The following is a 20,150-nucleotide window of genomic DNA, read 5'->3' on the forward strand; positions in this document are numbered from 1 at the left end:
TTCCGCATGCAATATTCGCGGGCAAGCCCGCTCCACAGACAGTTGCTCCCACGGTGACGCCTCCTTACTCGCGCCTACGGGGCTCCCGTAAGCATTCTGGATATTTATCGTGCCTTTCAGCTGGTTCGAGCGCCGCGTCGATCCTTACCCCGAAGCCGCCCCCGGCCCCGCGCCGAGCGGCTTTTTCGCCTTCCTGTGGGCGGGCACCGAAGGCCTGCGCCCATTCATCCTCGGCATGACCCTGCTCACTGCGACCATCGGCGCCTTCGAGGCCCTGCTGTTCGCGATGCTCGGCCAGGTGGTGGACTGGCTGGCTGCGGTCGAGCCGGCGCGGCTGTGGGTGGACGAGGGCGGCAAGCTGATGCTGCTGGCGGCGATCATCATTGGCAGCATCGCGCTGGTGACGGTGCAGACCATGCTCAAGCACCAGGCGCTGGCGGGCAACTTCCCGATGCGGCTGCGCTGGAACTTCCACCGCCTGATGCTCGGCCAGAGCATGAGCTTCTATCAGGACGAATTCGCCGGCCGGGTGTCGGCCAAGGTCATGCAGACCGCGCTGGCGGTGCGCGACACCTGTCTGATCATGACCGACATCCTGGTCTTCGTCGTGATCTACTTCATCACCCTGAGCGTGGTGGTGGCCGGCTTCAACCTGTGGATGCTGGTGCCCTTCCTCGGCTGGCTGGCGCTGTATTCGGCCTCGCTGCGCTGGTTCGTGCCGCGCCTGTCCAAGGTTGCGCGCGCGCAGGCCGATGCACGCTCGCTGATGACCGGACGCATCACCGATGCCTACACCAACATCGCCACCGTCAAGCTCTTCTCGCATGCCGGGCGCGAGGCGGGCTATGCGCGCGGCGCGATGAAGGAATTCATGGATACCGTGCATGCGCAGATGCGCCTGGTGAGCAGTATCGAGATCGTCAATCACAGCCTGGCGATGCTGATGATCCTGTCCACCAGCGGCGTGGCGCTGTGGCTGTGGACGCAGGGTGAGGTGGGCGTCGGTGCGGTGGCGGCCGCGACCGCGATGGCCTTGCGGCTCAACGGCATGTCGCACTGGGTGATGTGGGAGGCTGCGCAGCTGTTCGAGAACGTGGGCACGGTGCAGGACGGCATCAACACGCTGTCGCGCCCGCATGCGGTGACCGACCGTGCGGATGCGACAGCGCTGGTGGTCAATCGCGGCGAGGTGCGTTTCGAACACCTCGTGTTCGCCTACGGGGCACGTGGCCCGGAAGCCAGGCGGGTGATCGACGACTTCACGCTGACCATCCGCCCGGGGGAGAAGATCGGCGTGGTCGGGCGCTCGGGTGCGGGCAAGTCCACGCTGGTGAATTTGCTGCTGCGCTTCTACGACCTCGAACAGGGCCGCATCCTGATCGACGGCCAGGACATCGTCGGCGTCACCCAGAACAGCCTGCGCGCGCAGATCGGCATGGTCACGCAGGACACCTCGCTGCTGCACCGCTCGGTGCGCGACAACATCCTCTACGGCCGCCCCGACGCCACCGACGCCGACATGATCGCCGCCGCCAAACGGGCGGAGGCGCATGAGTTCATCCTCGGCCTCAGCGACCCCAAGGGCCGCCGCGGCTACGACGCCCACGTCGGCGAGCGCGGTGTGAAGCTCTCCGGCGGCCAGCGCCAGCGCATCGCGATCGCGCGCGTGATGCTGAAGGACGCGCCCATCCTGCTGCTGGACGAAGCCACCAGCGCGCTCGACTCCGAGGTCGAGGCCGCGATCCAGGTCAGCCTGTATCGGCTGATGGAAGGCAAGACCGTGGTCGCGATCGCCCACCGCCTGTCGACAATCGCCGCCATGGACCGTCTGGTGGTGATGGACAAGGGGCGCATCGTCGAGGAAGGCGACCACCACAGCCTGCTTGCCCGCGGCGGCCTGTATGCGCGGCTGTGGGCGCACCAGAGCGGCGGCTTCCTGGGCGAGGAGGCCGGCGAGAGCATGGAGGCGGCGATGGCGGCGGTGCCGACTTGAGCGCCGTCAGATGGCCGGCGCCGCGCTGGGGGTAAGATGAAAAAATGGATAGCGGATCGACTGGCTCGAAGGGCTTTGGCTGGACTGACGGTGCTGCCTTCGGGCGCACCGTCGCGTTCGTCTACCTGTTCTGTGCGCTCCTGTTCGGCGTTCTGCTCGCGCTCGAGTGGCGCTGGATCGACAACAGCCTGCAGGCGATCGCGCGCGAGCGCGGCGCGGCGCTCTTTGCGCTGATCGAGACCTCGCGCGAGTGGAATGCCCGCCACGGCGGGGTGTACGTCACGGTCACCGATGCGGTCCAGCCCAATCCCTATCTGCGCCATCCCGAGCGTGATCTCGAGACCGTCGACGGACGTCGGCTGACGATGATCAACCCGGCCTACATGACGCGCCAGATCGCCGAACTCGCGGCGGTCGGCGACGGCGTCCGCCTGCACATCACCAGCCTGAACCCGATTCGCCCGGAGAACCGCCCCGACCCCTGGGAAGCCGAAGCGCTGGCGCGCTTCGACCGTGGCGAAAAGGAAGTGCTGGCGCTGACCAACGACGGCGGCGAGCCGATGCACCGCTACATGGCGCCGCTGTACGTGACCCAGCCCTGCCTGCAGTGCCATGCCGAGCAGGGCTACAAGCTCGGTGACATCCGCGGCGGGATCTCGGTGACGATGCCCGCGCGCGCGCTGGCGGTCGCACGCGACACCCAGCGCCTGCGCGCCGCGCTGCTGCATCTGGTCGCCTTCGTCGTCGCCGCCGGCCTGATCCACGGCCTGATGACGCTCAGCCGCCGCCACATGCGCGCGGTGCATCGCATCAACACCGAACAGGAGCGGCTGATCGCCCGCCGTACCGGCGAGCTGGCGACGCTCAATCACGAGCTCGCCTCCGAGGTGGACAAGCAGCGCCGCAGCGCGCGTCAACTCGCCGCCAGCGAGGCGCGCTACCGCGCGATCTTCGAAGGCGCCGCCGAGGCGATCATGGTCACCGACGCCGATACCCGCATCCTGCAGGTGAATCCGGCCTTCTGCGCCATCACCGGCTATGCGGCCGAGGACGTGATCGGGCGCACGCCGGCGATGATGTCATCGGGCCGGCACGATGCCGCGTTCTACGACGACATGCGCGCCCGCCTCGCCAGCGACGGCGCCTGGCAGGGCGAAGTCTGGAACCGGCGCAAGAGCGGCGACCTGTACGTGCAGTGGATGTCGATCACCCGCATCGGCACCGCGGACGCGCCCGAGGCCTACGTGTGCACCTTCAGCGACATCACCCTGCGCAAGGCCGCCGAGGAGCAGATCCGCTACCGCGCCGACCACGATGCGCTGACCGGCCTGCCCAATCGCGCGCTGTTTGCCGATCGCCTGGGTTCGGCGCTCGCCGGCGCGTCGCGCCATGGCCATCGCTTCGCGCTGCTCGCGGTCGACCTGGACTACTTCAAGGCGGTCAATGACCGCCTCGGGCACCTCGCCGGCGATGCCCTGCTGGTGGAGACGGCCGCCCGGCTGCAGGCCTGCGTGCGCGAGTCCGACACCGTGGCGCGCCTGGGTGGCGACGAGTTCGCGGTGATCCTGACCGAGATCACCGGGCAAGCCGACGCCGAAGAGGTGGCGGCGCGGATCTGCGCGTCGATTGCGCGCCCCTTCATGCTCGCCGAGGGCGAGGCCTGCGTCAGCGCGTCGGTGGGGATCGCATTCGGGCCCGATGGCGATGCCAGCCTGGAAGTGCTGCAGCGGCGCGCCGACCGCGCACTCTACGCCGTCAAGCACAGTGGTCGTGGGCACTACCGCATTTACGATGCCGCGCTGGAAGGTGCGACGCCCGGGGTCGGCTGAGCCCCCTGTCAGGCGACCGACGACAGGTGGAAAACCTCGGGGTCGTCCCAGTGCTCGAGCAGGATGCGCGCCACGCGCTGCTGCCACAGCTCGCCAAAGCGCCTGGCCTGGGCCGCGTCGGCTTCTCCGCGCATGCAGTGGCGCATCAGCTCGGGCAGCTCGGGGTGCGGCGGCACGCGCGAGAGTTCAGACGCGGCATCCACCGTGGCGCCGCTGTCGCTGCGGGTAAAGCGCAAGGCCAGCGGCTGCTGCGCGCCGAAGGCCTGCAGGTTGCGGCGCACGAACTGCCCGCCGATACCCTTGAAGCCGCCGTCCTGCGCGCTGCCGGTGAGTAGCCCCACCACGGCCGCGATGACGCCGGTCACGCCCTCGTCGAGCGGATGCTGGAAGCTCACCCGCAGGTTGCCGCGGACCGGAAGCTCGCCGGGATAAAGGCGCGTGAGCGCGTGGTGGGCGAGCGCGTAGGCCGAGGCCACGGTGGGGCAGGAATGCCCGGCCAGGCGCACCGCGTCGGCGTAGCCGTAGTCGAGCACGCCGCCCTCTGCAGCACCGAGGAAGTCGGCGAGCGGGTCGCGCACCATGAGGCGCGGTACCTGTTCGAAGAAGGCGGGGAAACGTTCGCTGGACATGGCGGCTCCGGGGGGTGGGGAAGCCGCGATTGTCCGCCTCCCTCGGCGTTGTGCATTGATGTGGCTCAGATGGCGCCGGCCTGGCGCAGGGCCTCGATCTCGGCGGGCGCGTAGCCCAGCGCCTGCAGCACTGCATCGGTGTGCTCGCCCAGCGCCGGCCCGATCCACTCGGCACCGCCCGGCGTGGCCGACAGCTTCGGCACCACGCCCGGCATGTGGCAGTCACGCCCGTCGGGCAGTTTCACCGTGTGCAGCATCTCGCGCGCAAGGAATTGCGGGTCGGCGAACATATCCGCCACCGAGTAGATGCGCGAAGCGGGCACCTCTGCGGCGGCGAGCGTCGCCAGCACCGCCGCCTCGTCGTGCTGCGCCACCCAGGCGTCGATCAGCGCATAGAGCTCGTCGCGGCGCGCGTCGCGCCCGGCGTTGTCGGCGAGCGTCGGGTCCTCGGCGAGGTCATCGCGGCCCATTGCCTTCACCAGCCTGCGGAAGATCGCGTCGCCGTTGGCGCCGATGGTGATGTGGCGCCGGTCGCGGGTGGTGTGGGTGTTCGACGGCGTGATGCCGGGCATGATGTTGCCGGTGCGCTCGCGCACGAAGCCGAAGACGTCGAACTCGGGCACCAGCGACTCCATCATCGCGAACACTGCTTCGTAGAGCGCGACGTCCACCACCTGGCCGGCACCACCATTCACTTCCTTGTGGCGCAGCGCCATCAGCGCGCCGAGCGCGCCCCACAGCGCGGCGATCGAGTCGCCGATCGAGATCCCGGTCTTCACCGGCGGGCGGTCGGGAAAGCCGGTCACATAGCGCAGCCCGCCCATCGACTCGCCGATCGCACCGAAGCCGGGCTGCTGCGCCATCGGCCCGCTCTGGCCGAAGCCCGACAGGCGCACCATCACCAGCCCGGGGTTGATCTTCGACAGCGCCTCCCAGCCCAGGCCCAGCTTGTCGAGCACGCCGGGGCGGAAGTTCTCCACCACGATGTCGGCCTCCGCCACCAGCCGGCGCACCACCTCGACGCCGTCGGGGTGCTTCAGGTTCACCGTCACCGACTTCTTGTTGCGCGCCTGCAGGTACCACCACAGCGAGGTGCCCTCGTAGAGCTTGCGCCACTTGCGCAGCGGATCGCCGCCGTCGGGCGATTCGATCTTGATCACCTCGGCGCCGAATTCGGCGAGGATGCGCGCGGCGAAGGGGCCGGCGATGAGGGTGCCGAGTTCGATGACCTTGAGGCCGGCGAGGGGTTTGGTGGGTGCGGTCATGGCGGGTCGGGTGGTGAAGGGGATGCGTCATTATCTCAGCCTTGGCGCGTGCGTCCGTGCGTCTGATACCTGATCGGTCCCGTCGACAAGAGCCAGGTGAGGCCGCCGAGCTCGGATGGCAGGGGTGGCGGGGCGCCCGTGCCGGATTGCTCCGGCTGGAATTGTCAGCGCCTGGCAGAGAGCAGGCGATAATCGCGGCATCCTTCACCCTGCCCGCCGCGCCTCATGCCGACCTTCGACCGCCGCCAGTTCTCGCCCTCTGCCGCCCGCAACCGCGACCCCATCCTCGCCGTGCTGCTGCGCGTGCTGCCGGGCGCAGGCCTGGTGCTCGAGATTGGCAGCGGCACCGGCGAGCATGCGGTGCATTTTGCCCGCCACCTGCCCGCGCTGCGCTGGCAGCCGAGCGAGGCCGACCCCGCGGCGCTGGCCTCGATCACGGACTGGGTGGCGCACAGCGCGCTGCCCAACCTGCTGCCGCCGCTGCGCTTCGATCTTGCCGCCACCCCCTGGCCGGTCGCTGCCGCGGACGCCATCGTCGCGATCAACGTGCTGCACTACTCGCCCCGGGAAACCACGCCCGCGCTGTTTTCGGCGGCGGCCGAGGCCTTGCCTGCAGACGGCGTCGTGGTCTGCTACGGTCCCTACCGCCGCGGCGGCGCCCACACCGCGCCGAGCAATGCCGACTTCGACGAATGGCTGCGCAGCGTCGACCCGCGCTTCGCGGTGCGTGACCTGGAAGCGGTGGAAGCCGAGGCCCAGCGCCGTGGCTTTCGGCTGGAGGAGGTGGTCGCCATGCCCGCCAACAACTTCAGCCTGGTCTTCCGGCGCGACGGTACGTGCGGGGCAGGCGCATGATGCCCGCGGCGGCCGCTGCATCGGCGACAATCGAGCCACCTGCGTTTCCACGCCCCTGACCGACTCCCAAGGCTCCCATGCCCATCTTCTGGCGACCGCAGTTCCGTATCGGCCACGACGACATCGACGCCGACCACCGCTACCTGATCCTGCTGATCAACACGGTGGAACTCGTGCTGCGCTTCCCGGACGACCCGCGCAACGTCGACCTGGCGCTGACCGAGCTGAGGCGCTACGCCGAATACCACTTCGAGCGCGAGGAACGCATCCAGATCGCCTGCGGCTACCTCCACCTCGACCAGCACAAGCGCGAGCACCGCGCGCTGCTGGCCGAGATCGACGTCCTCGCGCAGCGCATTCATGCCACGCTCGAGGATCCCGACGGCGGGGTGGAAGGCGTCAAGGCGCAGAGTGGCGAGATCACCGCCTTCCTGCGCAAGTGGCTGGTGGATCACGTGATGAAGGCGGACATGCTGCTGGTGCCGCTGTTCCGCAAGCCGGCCGCGCGTTAGGAGGAGCGATTTGAGCGACAAGCCGTCGATGAATGGCGAAGACCACGGTGCAGGCGGCTGTTGTGGCCAGTGCGGCGGCGCGGCGCCCAAGCCGAGGCTGCAGCCGATGGTGGCGGGTGACGGCGCACGGCGCGGGGCGCTCGGGGGCTTGGCGGGTGCCGCTGCCGCGGGCGGCGGCGAGACGGCGTCGGACGCCGGGCCCGCTGTGCGCTTGGGTGGGGTCGAGGCGCGCACGCGCAGCGTGTTCCGCATCCCCGGCATGGACTGCCCGTCCGAGGAGCAGATGGTCCGCATGCGCCTGGCCGATGCACCGGTGGCGGCGCTGAAGTTCGACCTTGCCGGGCGCCTCCTCACGGTGGATCACGACGGCGATCCGGCGCAGATCCTCGCCCGCCTGGTGCCGCTGGGTTACGGCGCCGAGCTGGCGGATTCGCGTGCGCTCGCCGCCGGCGAGGCGCAGGCCGCCGCGCCCGCCGACGATGCCGCCGAGGCTCGCGTGCTGTGGATCCTGCTCGCGATCAACGCGCTGATGTTCGTGGTGGAGCTCGGCGCCGGCGTGTGGGCGCGCTCGGCGGGCCTGATCGCCGACGCCATGGACATGTTCGCCGACGCCGCGGTGTATGGCGTCGCGCTCTACGCGGTGGGGCGCGCTGCGCGCCACAAGCTCTCCGCGGCGCGGCTGGCGGGCGTGCTGCAGCTCGTGCTGGCGCTCGGCGCGCTCGCCGAAGTGGTGCGCCGCATCGTCACCGGTGCGATGCCCGAGCCGGTGGGCATGATGGGCATCGCGCTGCTCGCGCTCGTCGCCAACGTCGCCTGCCTGGTGCTGATCGCCCGCCATCGCGAGGGCGGCGTGCATATGAAGGCGAGCTACATCTTCTCGGCCAACGACGTCATCGCCAACCTCGGCGTGATCGGCGCCGGCGCGCTGGTGGCCTGGCTCGGGACACCGTGGCCGGACTGGATCATCGGCCTGCTGATCGCGGCGGTGGTGCTGACGGGGGCGGTGCGCATCCTGCGGCTGAAGTGAGCGGCGCGGGCGATACGCCAGCGCAAGCTCAGCCCGCGTTGTCCTCGTCGAGCATCCGCTTCAGATAGTCGGGCACGCCCGACAGCACCAGCGTGTCGGTGGCGCGGTCGTAGTGCACCGCGCCCGAATGCAGGCCGTTGCGCTCGAATTCGAGTTTCCAGTTTTCGCCACTTGCGCTGAAGCGCACCAGCGGGCGGATGGCGCGGCGGTTGGGCACGAAGCCGGGGGCGATCTTCGTCTCCTTGGCGTTGAGCAGGGCGTCGAGGCGCGCCGGCTGTTCAGGGAAGACTTCGCGCGCGAGCTCTTCGAAGACTACCGGGGCGCCGGCCTCGCCGAGCGTGTCGAGGTAGTCGTGCGCGCGTTCGAGCACGGCGTCGCGCGCGGCGGGGGCGAGGCGCTCGGTGTCGACGAAGCGGTCAAGGGTGGCGACCAGCTTCTTGGTTTCCTGCAGCGCCACCATCACGTCGCTGCAGCCGAGCACGTGCTTGAACCACGCTCCGCCCTTGCCGCGCCCGCGCAGGAAGCCGAGGTAGCGCTCGTCGCCGCGCCGCCAGCCCGACAGATCGACGCGGCCGGCGGCGTGCAGCGCGGCGAAGTCGACATGTGTGCAGTCGAGCAGATCGAGCGTGCCGTTGATGCTCACGCCCTCGGCCGCGCCGAGCAGTGCCGCCCACAGCGTGTCGGTGTCGCCCTCGCGCACGCGCGCCACGACCAGATGGCCGCCGTCCTCGAGTTCCTCCTCGTCGGCGATCGCCTGTACCCGTTCGGCAAACTGGCGCGACAGCGTGGCAAAGTCGAGCGTCTCGTCGATGAGGTGCTCGCCCAGCCAGCGCGCCAGCGGGAAGGCCTCGTGGTCCTCCTCGAAGCGGCCGAAGCCCTTGGCCGAGCGGCTTTCGTATTGCGCGCACAGGCGTTCGACCAGGCGCAGCGCGGCGCCGTCGAGCGCGCAGGGCGCGTCGCGCAGAACGAGGCGCGAAGGCGTGCCGGGGGCGCGGATCAGCGAGTGGACGATGAGTTGGGTGACGACGTGTTCGACGGTGCGCATGATGTGTTCCGGGGGGCGTGTTACTGGGGCGAGTGAGGCGAAGCGCGTGAGGCAGGGGCGAGTGATGCAGGGGCGGCGGGGCGCGATTTTCGCACGAGCACCGTGGGAGCGGGCTTGCCCGCGAATGCAGCGCCTGGGCGCGCGACGTTCGCGGGCAAGCCCGCTCCCACGGTGCCGGGTGCCGTCGGGGGTTTCGGCAGAGTCCTCCGCGCCGATTGCCTGCGACAATGAGGACCGTGCGACTGACGAATTCCCGGCATTGGAGGACGCGATGGAAACGACCCGTGCCAAGCTGCGTGGCGTGAACCTCGGTAGCTGGCTGGTACTTGAGAAGTGGATGGTGCCCAGCCTGTTCGAAGGTCTGGCGGCAACCGACGAGACCACCTGGTGCGCCGAGCTCGGCCCCGTCGCCGCGGCCGAGCGCCTGCGCCGGCACTGGGATGGCTTCATCACCCGCGACGACTTCGCCTGGATCGCCGGGCGCGGGCTCAACGCGGTGCGCATCCCGGTGGGGCACTGGATCTTCGGCCCCAATTATCCCTATCACCCGAAGTACGGCGCACACCGCCACCCCTTCGTCAGCGGCGGCATCGAGGTACTCGACCGCGCGCTCGACTGGGCACAGGAATTCGGCCTCGCCGTGATGATCGACCTGCATGCCGCTCCTGGCTGCCAGAATGGCTTCGACAATGGCGGCATCAAGGACGTGGTCGAGTGGCACACCAGGCAGGAATATCGCGATCACGCTCTCGACGTGCTCGAGCGCCTGGCCGCGCGTTACCGGACGCACCCGGCGCTGCACGCGATCGAAGTGCTCAACGAGCCGCGCTGGGACGTGCCGACCGATTTTCTGAAGGCGTACTACGAGGCGGCCTACGCCCGCATCCGCAAGCACTGCGCGCCCGACAAAGTGGCGGTGGTCTTTCACGACGGCTTTCGCAGCTTTCGCGAGTACGTCGGCTTCATGCCGGCGCCGGCCTTCCGCAACGTGGTGTTCGACTATCACCGCTACCAGTGCTTCGAGCGTGGCGACATCGACATGGACATCCACGGCCACATCCGCAAGGCGGCGGTGGACTGGCGCGAGGAGGCCGACGCGATCAACGCCGAACTCGGCTTGCCGGCGATCTGCGGCGAGTGGAGCCTGGGGCTGGACCTGAAGGTGGTGTCGCTGTGGGCCGAGGGGCCGTTCAACCACGCCCTCGAGCGCATGGACCGCTTCCAGCAGGATGTCGCCTGCCGCGCCTACGGCGACAGCCAGTTGCTGACTTTCGAGCGCGTGGCAGGGTGGTTCTTCTGGAGCTACAGGACCGAGACCACGCCGGCCTGGTGCTTGCGTGCGTGCGTGGAACGCGGCTGGCTGCCGTCACGCTTCGGGTAGTTCGGGCGCCGGACTTGCCGGCGCTGGCTGTGGTCGTTCGAGTACCAGCCGGCGGTCGTAGAAATGGTTCTGGCGGCCGCGGCGGCTGATGTTGAGCAGGGTGGCGTTGGGCAGCTCGTGGTGGAGCAGCTCCAGGGTGTCGACTTCGTCCTTGGCGGCGAGGGCGTCGGTGGCCTCGTCGATGAAGACCCAGCCGGGTTGCTGCAGGAAGATGCGTGCCATGCCCAGACGCTGCTGCGCGCGCAAGGGCAGTTCGCGGCTCCAGTCCTCGCGCTCGTCCAGGCGCGGTGTGAGCCAGGCGAGGCCGGCGCACTCCAGCGCGCGGTGCAGGCTCGCGGTGGAGAAGCGGTCGGGCGGCTGCGGATAGCTCAGCGCTGCACGCAGGGTGGCGACAGGCAGGAAGGGGTGCTGGGGGACGAACATCAGGTCGCGCCCCGCCGGCAGCCGGATCTCGCCGCTGCCCCACGGCCACAGCCCGGCGATTGCCTTGAACAGGCTGACCGTAACCGCAGGGTCGCCGCTGATGAGGATGCGCTCGCCGCGGCGCAGGCGCAGGTCGAGGTGATCGAGCAGCGGCTCGCCGGCAGGGGTGGTGAGGCAGAGCGCGCGCAGCTCGAGCTCGGCGTGGGCCGATGCGCCGAGCGTGAGGCGCTGCAATCCGGGCTTGCCGTCGGCGTCGCGCTGCTCGAGCGCCAGCATGTCCTCGTAGAGGGTGGTGATGCGATCGGCCGAGGCGCGCCAGCGCGCGAGCTCACCCAGGTTGTCGATCGGCCACGACAGCGCCGAGGTCAGGCGCTGGAAGGCCTGCGCCGCCTGCATCAGCAGGCCGAGGCTCATCGCTCCGGCGATGTACTGCGGCGCGGCGATCAGGATCGGGAACACGGGTAGCAGCGTGCCGTAGCCGGTCGAGAACGCCACGATGCCGAGGTAGGCCAGCGTCTGCCGGTTCCAGCCCTGGCTGACGTCATCGAACAGCCGGCTAGCCTCGCCCCGCGCCATCGGTTCGCCGCGCAGCAGGGTGATCGATTCTGCGTGCTCGCGTGCCTGGGCGAGACCGAAGCGCAGGTTGGCCTCGACCGCCTGCAGGCGATTGGTGCTGCGGATCAGCGGACGTCCGAACAACAGGCCGAGCACGGTGCCTGCGCCGGCATACAGGAACGCGGCCACCACCAGATAGCCGGGCACTGCGATCGACGTGCCCGGCAGCAGCGCGCTGCCCGACACGCTGAGCAGGATGTCGATGAAGCTGCCGAGGATGAGCAGCGAGTACAGCAGCGAATGCGCCTGCGCCACCGCTACCTCGACGGCAATCCTGATGTCCTCGGCGATGCGCCCGTCGGGGTTGTCGTGGTCGCCGGCGGCGAGCTGCAGCCGGTACAGATGGCCGTGCGCCAGCCAGTGGTCAAGCAGCAGCGCGGTCAGCCATCGTCGCCAGTCGAGCTGGATCCAGCGCTTGACGTGCATGTGCAGCGCGGTCACTCCCATCGTGAGCGCGAAGATCAGCGCAAAGACGGCGATCAGGCGCAGCAGGTCGGCACCCGAGCGCGCCTCGAGGGCATCGAAGAGGTCGCGGTTCCAGTAGCTGATCCAGATCGCCAGGGCGACCTGGCCGATGGTCAGCAACACCAGCAGCAGCACCGCACCGCGCACCTGCCACTTGCGCTCGCAACGCCAGTACGCCCCCGCCAGGGTCATGAAGCGCCGCCCGCCGCGAGTGGGCGGGGCGCTGCCGGGCGGGCAGGGTGGAGTCGAGGTGTGGGAGGCGGCAGGCATGGGTGAATCATGCCGCGTTGCGGACCGATCGTGCGGAGGGCGCGGGTTGATCGCGAGCCAGAGAATAGGGAAAAATCATCTAAAAACAAAAATTCGTGATTTGTGACAAAGCTTACGGACGACACCACGGTGCAGCGCGATACTTCATTCCGATGGCCGGCTGTGGCAGTGGCCCTGCCGATCGTATCGACGAGTTTGAACCCGGATGAAACCCTACAGTGAGCCCGCTCTGCGGGAGATTCCGTCGCCAGGCGCGAGCAGTGTCCTTGTCGATCGCTGCTACGTCGAGCAACTGCTGCGTGACAGTCGATCGCTCTGGCATACCCTGTTCGCGCAATCGCGCGACGGCGTCGTGGTGCTTGACCAGAACGGAAAGGTCTACGACGCCAATCAGCGTTTTGCCGACACGCTCGGCTATTGCCTGGAGGAGGTCTACAACCTTCACGTCTGGGACTGGGCGTATGGACTCGACGCGGATGAGTTGCGCGGCATGCTCCGCGCGATCGACGAAGCCGGGCACCATTTCGAGACGCAACAGATGCGCAAGGACGGGAGCCTGATCGACATCGAGCTCAGCAACAGTTGCACCATGTTCGGCGGGCAGAAGCTGATTTTCTGCATCTGTCGCGACATCACCGAGCGCAAGGCGGCCGAGGGTCGCATCCGCTATCTCGCGACCACCGACACGCTGACGTGCGCGGCCAATCGCGCAGAATTCTCGCGGCTGCTCAACGAGGCGATCGCTCACGCCCACGCTTCGGGCGACGGGCTTGGGCTGGTGATGTTCGACCTCGACCACTTCAAGCGCATCAACGACACCTACGGCCACGACATCGATGATGCAGTGCTCAAGGGCGTCATGGAGGTGGTCCGCGAATGCACCCGTGAGGGCGACCTCATCGGCCGCTGGGGCGGCGAAGAGTTCATGCTGCTGCTGCCAAACGCCGATCTTGCAAAGGCGCAGCGCGCAGCGGAGCGCGTTCGCCAGGGCATCGAAGCGCACCACTTCGCGCCAGCGGACCGGGTGACTGCAAGTTTCGGTGTGGTCACGCTCGCGCCCGGCGAGCGCTTCGATGTACTGCTCAAGCGCGTCGATGTCGCGCTCTACCGGGCCAAGACCGCGGGCCGCAACCGCGTTGCAACGCAGGACGTGCAGTAGGGGCGTAGCCGGTGTTCGCCGCGGCACCCTGGCTGCGGAGCGTGAGCGTGAGCGTGAACGTCAGCCGCGAACGTCGTGATGGCATGATCGGCGGCCAGCATCCGGTTGCCGACGGCAACGGCTGGGGGTGTTGGTGCAGCTGGATTTACGCGGCTAGCCCAGTGCTGGCCCGGCACCAAAGCAAAAGGGCCTGCATCGCTGCAGGCCCTCGAATTTGGTGGTGGTGATGGGCGGAATCGAACCGCCGACCTATGGGTTATGAATCCATCGCTCTAACCGTCTGAGCTACATCACCAACAGAGCGCGCGAATATAGCGGGTATGTTCCGTTCGCGTCAATAGCCTCTTCGCTGGCGAGTTGGCCGTGCGCGGCAATTGCAGGGTGCGTCGGCGCGGCTTCATCAGTGCCGTGGCGGTCTCGGCGTGAAGTTCGGAAGTCTTGATTTATAAGGCTTTTGCATTGACAGGAACGGGGCGATCGGGGATCATCCGACCCCTGTTCCCTACCGTTCCGGATCTGTCCGGCTCGTCCTTGCGCCCGCATTCCCTCTCCGTTCTGGTGGCCAGCGTTCTTGGGCTGGCGTCGTCGCTGGCGATCGCGGCCCTGCCGCGGCCGATTCCCGACGACGCGGTGAAGGCGAAGGTGCAGATTTCGCCGGCCGGCTTGGTGCAGGTGAAGGGCGACACGCTGCGCCTGAGCCCTGGCGCACAGATCCGCGATACGTCCAATCGCATCGTCCTGCCGTCGCACATCAGCGGCGAGTACACAGTGCGCATGTTGCTCGACAAGGGCGGCCAGGTGCATCGGGTGTGGATCCTCACCCCCGAAGAGGCGGCGATGCCCGAGCCCAAGCGCTGATGGGCGCCGCGATGCCCGCCCGACCCGCCGCAAGGCCCAGCCGGAATTTCCTTTCAAGATGAAGAAACTCTACATCCGCACCTTCGGGTGCCAGATGAACGAGTACGACTCCGACAAGATGGCGGACGTTCTCGGTGCCCACGAAGAACTGGTCAAGACCGACAACCCGGAAGAGGCCGACGTGATCCTCTTCAACACCTGTTCGGTGCGTGAGAAGGCGCAGGAGCGGGTGTTCCACGACCTCGGCCGGGTGCGCCTGCTCAAGCAGGCCAAACCGGGGCTGATCATCGGCGTCGGTGGCTGCGTCGCCAGCCAGGAGGGCGAGGCGATCATCAAGCGCGCGCCCTATGTAGACGTGGTGTTCGGCCCGCAGACCCTGCACCGCCTGCCCAGCCTGATCGAGGCGCGCAAGCAGAGTGGGCGCTCGCAGGTGGACATCTCCTTCCCCGAGATCGAGAAGTTCGACGCCATGCCGCCGGCGCGCGTCGAGGGCGCGAGCGCCTTCGTGTCGATCATGGAAGGCTGCTCCAAGTACTGCACCTTCTGCGTCGTGCCCTACACCCGCGGCGAAGAGGTGTCGCGCCCGCTCGAGGACGTGCTCGCGGAAGTCGCGGGTCTCGCCGCGCAAGGCGTGAAGGAAGTGACGCTGCTCGGCCAGAACGTGAATGCCTGGCGCGGCGAGCTGGTGCGCGAGGACGGCGAGCAGGGCGACTTTGCCTTCCTGCTCGAGTGCGTGGCCGAGATTCCCGGCATCGAGCGCATCCGCTACACCACCTCGCACCCGCGCGAGATGACGCAGCGCCTGATCGACTGCTACGCCAAGATCCCCAAGCTGGTGTCGCAGCTTCATCTGCCGGTGCAGTCGGGTTCGGACCGCGTGCTGGCGGCGATGAAGCGCGGCTACTCGGTGCTTGAATTCAAGTCCGTCGTGCGCAAGCTGCGTGCGGCGCGGCCCGACCTGGCGCTGACCTCGGACTTCATCATCGGCTTCCCGGGCGAGACCGAGGACGACTTCGACAAGACGATGAAGCTGATCGAGGACGTCGGCTTCGACGGCTCGTTCAGCTTTGTATACAGCGCGCGCCCCGGCACCCCGGCCGCCGATCTGGAAGACCCGGTGCCACAGGAGACCAAGCTCGCCTGGCTTTCCCGCCTGCAGAAGCGCATCGACGCGCAGTACCAGGCCAACAGCGAGGCCATGGTCGGCACGGTGCAGCGCATCCTGGTGGAAGGCGCGGCGAAGAAGAACGCCGAGGTCGAGATGATGGGCCGCAGCGACAACAACCGCGTGGTCAACTTCCCGTCCGACTCGCCCCACCGTGACCGCCTGATCGGCCAGTTCGTGGACGTGCGCATCACCGCCGCGTTGCCGCACAGCTTGCGCGGCGAAATCATCACCCGGGAATCCTGAATGGCGAAAACCCTGGAAGTCTTCTTCGAACCCGTGGACAACGCCCGGCTGTCGCGGCTGTGCGGCGTGCTCGACGAGAACCTGCGCCAGATCGAGAACGCCTTCGACATCACCGTGAGCCGGCGCGGCGAGCACTTCACGCTCACCGGCCACCCGGCGCAGGTGCTGCGCGGCGAGATGGCGCTCAAGCACTTCTACGCGCGCAGCGACAAGGACCTGTCGCTCGACGACGTGCAGCTCGGCCTCATCGAGATCGGCAGCCGCGGCAGTAACGCCGACCCGGCCCAGCCCGCGCCGGTGCTGATGACCCGGCGCAGCGAACTGCACGGGCGCACGCCGCGCCAGGTCGAGTACCTGCGCAACATCCAGGAATTCGACATCACCTTCGGCATCGGCCCGGCCGGCACCGGCAAGACCTACCTCGCGGTGGCGAGCGCGGTGGACGCCTTCGAGCGCGACCTGGTCGAGCGCATCATCCTCACCCGCCCGGCGGTCGAGGCCGGCGAGCGCCTCGGTTTCCTGCCCGGCGACCTGGCGCAGAAGGTCGACCCTTACCTGCGCCCGCTCTACGACGCGCTCTACGACCTGATGGGCTTCGATCGCGTCGGCAAGCTCTTCGAACGCAGCCTGATCGAGATCGCGCCGCTCGCCTTCATGCGCGGGCGCACGCTCAACAACGCCTTCATCATCCTCGACGAGGCGCAGAACACCACGCCCGAGCAGATGAAGATGTTCCTCACCCGCATCGGCTTCGGCGCCAAGGCGGTGGTCACCGGCGACCTGACCCAGGTCGATCTGGCGCGCGGCCAGCGCAGCGGCCTCAAGGAAGCGCGCGCGGTGCTGGCCGACGTGCGCGGCATCGCCATTACCGAGTTCAACAAGGAAGACGTGGTGCGTCATCCGCTTGTCGCGCGCATCGTCGAAGCTTACGACCTCGAGGCCGCGCGCGTGGAGCGCGCCAAGGCCGCGGCCCGCGCCCAGCACCAGCAGGAGAAGGACGCGAAGAACGCGGAAGGAAAGGACAAGGACTTTCAGGATGCCGAAGATGGGGAATAAGCAGGCCGCCAGACCCGCCGCAGATTCGAGCGCGAAGCTGCCGAAGATCGTCGCCATCGATGCCGACGGCAAGGCCACCCGGCTCAAGGCCGAGCGCCTCGAGATCGACTTCGGCGACGGCCGCAAGCTGCTGCTCGCCTTTCCCGAGCGCGCCTGGGGCGACCTCGAGATCGAGGCCGATGCCGACGACGAGGCCGCGGTGCCGATGCTGTCGCTGCAGCCCGGCGCCTGCAACCTGCTGACCCTGCGCGTGGACGTGCATCACGACATGGCCTTTCTCGAGCCGCTCGATCTGCCGCAGGCCGCCCATTCGCCAGTGCTCAAGCTCTCGGTGCAGAAGGCGGTGGAGGGTGACGACAAGGCGAACGCGCCCAAGAAGAACCACATCCGGCGCTGGGCCCAGGCCGCGCTGCAGCAGGATGCCCAGGTCACGGTCCGCCTCGTCGGCGAGGACGAGGGGCGCAGCCTGAACCGCGACTATCGCGGCAAGGACTACGCCACCAACGTGCTCACCTTCGCCTATGCCGAAGGCGAGGATGTGCCCGGCATCCCGCAGGCGAACGACGGCCCGCTCGCCGGCGACCTCGTGCTGTGCGTGCCGGTGGTGGTGCGCGAGGCGGTGGCCCAGGGCAAGACCCTTGAGGCGCACTTCGCCCACCTCGTCGTGCATGGCATGCTGCACCTGCAAGGTCTCGATCACGAGAACGAGGTCGAGGCCGCCGAAATGGAAGCGCTGGAAACCTCGATCCTGCGTGCCCTCGGCTACGCCGACCCCTATGCCTGAACGACCGCGTGACGCCGCACCCGCCGGCGCCACTGCCTGATGCGGAGACTCCGACCCCCAAATGGACAGTTCCCCTAAACCTTCCTTACTCGAGCGACTTTCGGCCCTTCTTTCGCGCGAGCCGGAAGATCGCGATGAACTCCTCGCGCTGCTGCACTCGGCGTTCGAACGCAACCTGATCGACGCCGACGCCCTCTCCATCATCGAAGGCGCCCTGCAGATGTCCGACATGCAGGTGCGCGACGTGATGATTCCGCGCGCACAGATGGACTGCGTGCATCTGGATGATCCGATCGACGTGATCGCCAACTTCGCGATCGACACCGCGCACTCGCGCTTCCCCGCGATCGGCGACGGCAAGGACGACGTCGCCGGCATCCTGCTCGCCAAGGACCTGCTGCGCTACTTCGCCGGGCGCGAGTTCGACCTGCGCGACATGCTGCGCCCAGCAGTGTTCGTGCCCGAATCCAAGCGCCTCAACGTGCTGCTGCGCGAGTTCCGCGTGTCGCGCAACCATATGGCGATCGTGGTCGACGAGTACGGCGGCGTCGCCGGCCTGGTCACCATCGAGGACGTGCTCGAGCAGATCGTCGGCGACATCGAGGACGAATACGACTTCGACGAGGTCGGCGACAGCATCCGCCTCGACCAGAACGGCCGCTACCGGGTGAAGGCCACGACCGAGATCGAGGACTTCAACGAGGCCTTCGCCACCCACTTCAGCGACGATGAATTCGACACCGTCGGCGGCCTTGTCATCCGCCACTTCGGCCGCCTGCCCAAGCGCGGCGAAGCGGTGGAACTCGAAGGCCTGAAGATCCAGGTGCTGCGCGCCGACAGTCGGCGGGTGCATACCCTGGTGGTCGAGCGCCTGCCCAAGCCCGTAGTCGTCGAGGAGTGATGGCGCGCCGGCTGTTGGCCGCGCTGCTCGCGGGCGGCGCGTCGGTGTTCGCGTTCGCGCCCTTCGACCTGTTCCCGCTCGCCTTCCTTGGCCTGGGTGTGCTGGCCTGGGTGCTTGGCCGTGCGGTTCGCGTGCGCGACGCCTTTGCGCTCGGCTTCGCGTGGGGACTCGGCGCCTTCCTCGGCGGCGTGTCCTGGCTATACGTCGCCCTCGAGCGCTACGGCGGCATGCCGGCACCGCTCGCCGCGCTGGCGATCGCGCTGTTCTGCGCCTATCTCGCCCTCTATCCGGGGCTTGTCGGGGCCGCCTTCGTAAGCCTGCAGCGCCGCATCGGCGCGCGGTCGGCGGCTGGCGGGGCGGGTGGTGGCGCCGAGGGAGCGGGCTTGCCCGCGAAAGCAGCGTCCAGGCGGGCGATGTTCGCGGGCAAGCCCGCTCCCACGGGGCCGGCGTCTCCGGCGATGCCGATACGTTCCGCCGCGCTCTTCGCTGCGCTCTGGTTGCTGTCCGAATGGCTGCGCGGGGTGGTGTTCACCGGCTTCCCCTGGCTCGCGATCGGCTACTCGCAGACGCCGCCGAGTCCGCTCGGCGGCCTGCTGGCGGTGATCGGTGTGTATGGCGTAGGCGGCGTGGTGGCTTTCGTCGCCGCGCTGCTCGCGTTCACGCCGCGCGCCGACTGGCTGCGCCCGCGTCGGGCGTGGCGGCCGGCGCTGGCGGTGGCGGTACTGTTCGCCGGCGGCGCGGGGCTGCTCGGCAGGGCGTGGACCGGACCGACCGGCCAGCCCCTGCAGGTCGCGCTGGTGCAGACCAACTTCGAGCAGGGCCTGAAGTGGGATCCGGAGCGCTTCGCCGAGGTGCTGCAGGTCAACAGGGATCTGGTGCTGGAAGCTTTTTCCGCGCCCAAGCCCCCAACCCTCGTGGTGCTGCCCGAAACCACCTTGCCCACGCTGCTCGAGCGGCTGCCGGAGGGCTATCTCGACTGGCTGGCCTGGCTGGCGGGCGGCGTGCGCGGCGACCTGGTGATGGGCGTGTTCCGGCGTGACGAGGCGGGGCACATCTACAACGCGGCAGTCAGCCTCGGCAGCGCGCCGGCGCAGCATTATGCCAAGCAGCATCTGGTGCCCTTCGGTGAGTATTCGCCGCCGCTGTTCGGCTGGTTCTACAAACTGGCACAGATCCCGATGTCGGACCAGACGCGCGGTGCACCCGAGCAGCCGCCGATGCGCTTCGGCGACCAGCAGGTCGCGCTCAACATCTGCTACGAGGACTTGTTCGGCGCCGAGCTGATCCGTGTGCTGCCCGCGGCGACGCTGTTGCTCAACATCTCGAACCTTGCCTGGTACGGTGATTCGCTCGCCCAGCCCCAGCACCTGCAGATCGCCCGCGTGCGTGCGCTCGAGACCGGGCGGCCGATGCTGCGCTCGACCAACACTGGCATGACCGCGCTGGTGCAGCCTGATGGCAGCGTGACAGGCGTGCTGGCGGAATTCGAGCGCGGGGTGCTGCGGGTCGAAGCGCAGGGTTACTCCGGGCTGACGCCCTATGCGCGCTGGGGCGACTGGTTGGCGCTGGGCCTGGCGCTGCTGATTCTGATGGCGGTCTTCCTGCGCAGGGTCCGTGGGAGCGGGCTTGCCCGCGAAAGCGGCACTTGAGCGCGCGATGTTCGCGGGCAAGC

At 68.5% G+C, this 20,150-nt stretch carries 17 protein-coding genes and 1 tRNA gene; 13 read left to right on the plus strand and 5 right to left on the minus strand.

Annotated features, from left to right (window positions below):
* The first annotated feature begins 109 nt into the window (after window positions 1-109).
* Window positions 110-1,993 carry an ABC transporter ATP-binding protein gene (locus RBT54_RS09215; protein ID WP_320366409.1) on the plus strand — a complete coding sequence of 628 codons (1,884 nt, stop codon included), beginning with the start codon at window positions 110-112 and terminating at the stop codon, window positions 1,991-1,993.
* A gap of 44 nt (window positions 1,994-2,037) precedes the next feature.
* On the plus strand, window positions 2,038-3,822 hold the full coding sequence (locus tag RBT54_RS09220; protein WP_320366411.1) for a diguanylate cyclase domain-containing protein: 1,785 nt from the start codon (window positions 2,038-2,040) through the stop codon (window positions 3,820-3,822).
* Between the two features lie 8 nt (window positions 3,823-3,830).
* On the opposite strand, the gene RBT54_RS09225 is transcribed toward RBT54_RS09220, so the two are convergent.
* A complete protein-coding gene (locus tag RBT54_RS09225; RefSeq protein ID WP_320366413.1) occupies window positions 3,831-4,451 on the minus strand; it encodes a hypothetical protein in 621 nt (206 codons plus the stop codon).
* Between the two features lie 65 nt (window positions 4,452-4,516).
* The gene (locus RBT54_RS09230) at window positions 4,517-5,716 is read right to left on the minus strand and encodes a CaiB/BaiF CoA-transferase family protein (RefSeq protein WP_320366415.1); all 1,200 of its coding nucleotides are present in this window, start codon (window positions 5,714-5,716) and stop codon (window positions 4,517-4,519) included.
* A 225-nt stretch (window positions 5,717-5,941) separates the two neighbouring features.
* On the opposite strand from RBT54_RS09230, the gene RBT54_RS09235 reads away from it, so the two are divergent.
* The 3 genes from RBT54_RS09235 to RBT54_RS09245 all read left to right on the plus strand — a co-directional run bounded on the left by RBT54_RS09235 (window position 5,942) and on the right by RBT54_RS09245 (window position 8,110).
* The gene (locus RBT54_RS09235) at window positions 5,942-6,571 is read left to right on the plus strand and encodes a DUF938 domain-containing protein (protein WP_320366417.1); all 630 of its coding nucleotides are present in this window, start codon (window positions 5,942-5,944) and stop codon (window positions 6,569-6,571) included.
* Window positions 6,572-6,648: 77 nt separating this feature from the next.
* The gene (locus RBT54_RS09240) at window positions 6,649-7,083 is read left to right on the plus strand and encodes a hemerythrin family protein (protein WP_320366418.1); all 435 of its coding nucleotides are present in this window, start codon (window positions 6,649-6,651) and stop codon (window positions 7,081-7,083) included.
* A 106-nt stretch (window positions 7,084-7,189) separates the two neighbouring features.
* Window positions 7,190-8,110: a cation transporter gene (locus RBT54_RS09245; protein WP_413788435.1), complete on the plus strand. Its 921-nt coding sequence runs from the start codon at window positions 7,190-7,192 to the stop codon at window positions 8,108-8,110.
* 28 nt (window positions 8,111-8,138) lie between these two features.
* Here RBT54_RS09245 and RBT54_RS09250 read toward each other — a convergent pair whose 3' ends face one another.
* Window positions 8,139-9,155: a nucleoid-associated protein gene (locus RBT54_RS09250; RefSeq protein WP_320366422.1), complete on the minus strand. Its 1,017-nt coding sequence runs from the start codon at window positions 9,153-9,155 to the stop codon at window positions 8,139-8,141.
* A gap of 271 nt (window positions 9,156-9,426) precedes the next feature.
* On the opposite strand from RBT54_RS09250, the gene RBT54_RS09255 reads away from it, so the two are divergent.
* Complete coding sequence (locus RBT54_RS09255) at window positions 9,427-10,536, plus strand: glycoside hydrolase family 5 protein (protein ID WP_320366424.1); 1,110 nt, start codon at window positions 9,427-9,429, stop codon at window positions 10,534-10,536.
* On the opposite strand, the gene RBT54_RS09260 is transcribed toward RBT54_RS09255, so the two are convergent.
* Window positions 10,522-12,309: an ABC transporter ATP-binding protein/permease gene (locus RBT54_RS09260; protein WP_320366427.1), complete on the minus strand. Its 1,788-nt coding sequence runs from the start codon at window positions 12,307-12,309 to the stop codon at window positions 10,522-10,524. The two genes, RBT54_RS09255 and RBT54_RS09260, sit on opposite strands and share 15 nt — an antisense overlap.
* A 205-nt stretch (window positions 12,310-12,514) precedes the next feature.
* Between RBT54_RS09260 and RBT54_RS09265 the strand changes: the two genes are divergently transcribed.
* Entirely contained in the window at window positions 12,515-13,468 is a 954-nt protein-coding gene (locus RBT54_RS09265) for a sensor domain-containing diguanylate cyclase (RefSeq protein WP_320366429.1), read from the plus strand.
* A gap of 218 nt (window positions 13,469-13,686) precedes the next feature.
* Here RBT54_RS09265 and RBT54_RS09270 read toward each other — a convergent pair.
* Window positions 13,687-13,763: transfer RNA gene (locus tag RBT54_RS09270), tRNA-Met, on the minus strand.
* Between the two features lie 236 nt (window positions 13,764-13,999).
* Between RBT54_RS09270 and RBT54_RS09275 the strand changes: the two genes are divergently transcribed.
* The 6 genes from RBT54_RS09275 (at window position 14,000) to lnt (ending at window position 20,127) form a co-directional block, all read left to right on the plus strand.
* Window positions 14,000-14,326, plus strand: a complete 327-nt coding sequence (locus RBT54_RS09275; protein ID WP_320366431.1) for a hypothetical protein — start codon at window positions 14,000-14,002, stop codon at window positions 14,324-14,326.
* Between the two features lie 58 nt (window positions 14,327-14,384).
* Window positions 14,385-15,737, plus strand: coding sequence for a tRNA (N6-isopentenyl adenosine(37)-C2)-methylthiotransferase MiaB (gene miaB / locus RBT54_RS09280; RefSeq protein ID WP_320366432.1), 1,353 nt, complete (start codon window positions 14,385-14,387; stop codon window positions 15,735-15,737).
* The gene (locus tag RBT54_RS09285; RefSeq protein WP_320366435.1) at window positions 15,738-16,793 is read left to right on the plus strand and encodes a PhoH family protein; all 1,056 of its coding nucleotides are present in this window, start codon (window positions 15,738-15,740) and stop codon (window positions 16,791-16,793) included.
* Complete coding sequence (ybeY, locus tag RBT54_RS09290; protein ID WP_320366436.1) at window positions 16,774-17,577, plus strand: rRNA maturation RNase YbeY; 804 nt, start codon at window positions 16,774-16,776, stop codon at window positions 17,575-17,577. The genes RBT54_RS09285 and ybeY overlap by 20 nt, the downstream gene beginning before the upstream one ends.
* 61 nt (window positions 17,578-17,638) lie before the next feature.
* Window positions 17,639-18,478 (plus strand): HlyC/CorC family transporter, encoded by an 840-nt coding sequence (locus tag RBT54_RS09295; protein WP_320366438.1) that lies wholly within the window; start codon window positions 17,639-17,641, stop codon window positions 18,476-18,478.
* Entirely contained in the window at window positions 18,478-20,127 is a 1,650-nt protein-coding gene (gene lnt, locus RBT54_RS09300; protein WP_320366440.1) for an apolipoprotein N-acyltransferase, read from the plus strand. The genes RBT54_RS09295 and lnt overlap by 1 nt, the downstream gene beginning before the upstream one ends.
* The last annotated feature ends 23 nt before the right edge of the window (window positions 20,128-20,150 follow it).

Source organism: Thauera sp., from assembly GCF_034003485.1.
Taxonomy (GTDB): Bacteria; Pseudomonadota; Gammaproteobacteria; order Burkholderiales; family Rhodocyclaceae; genus Thauera.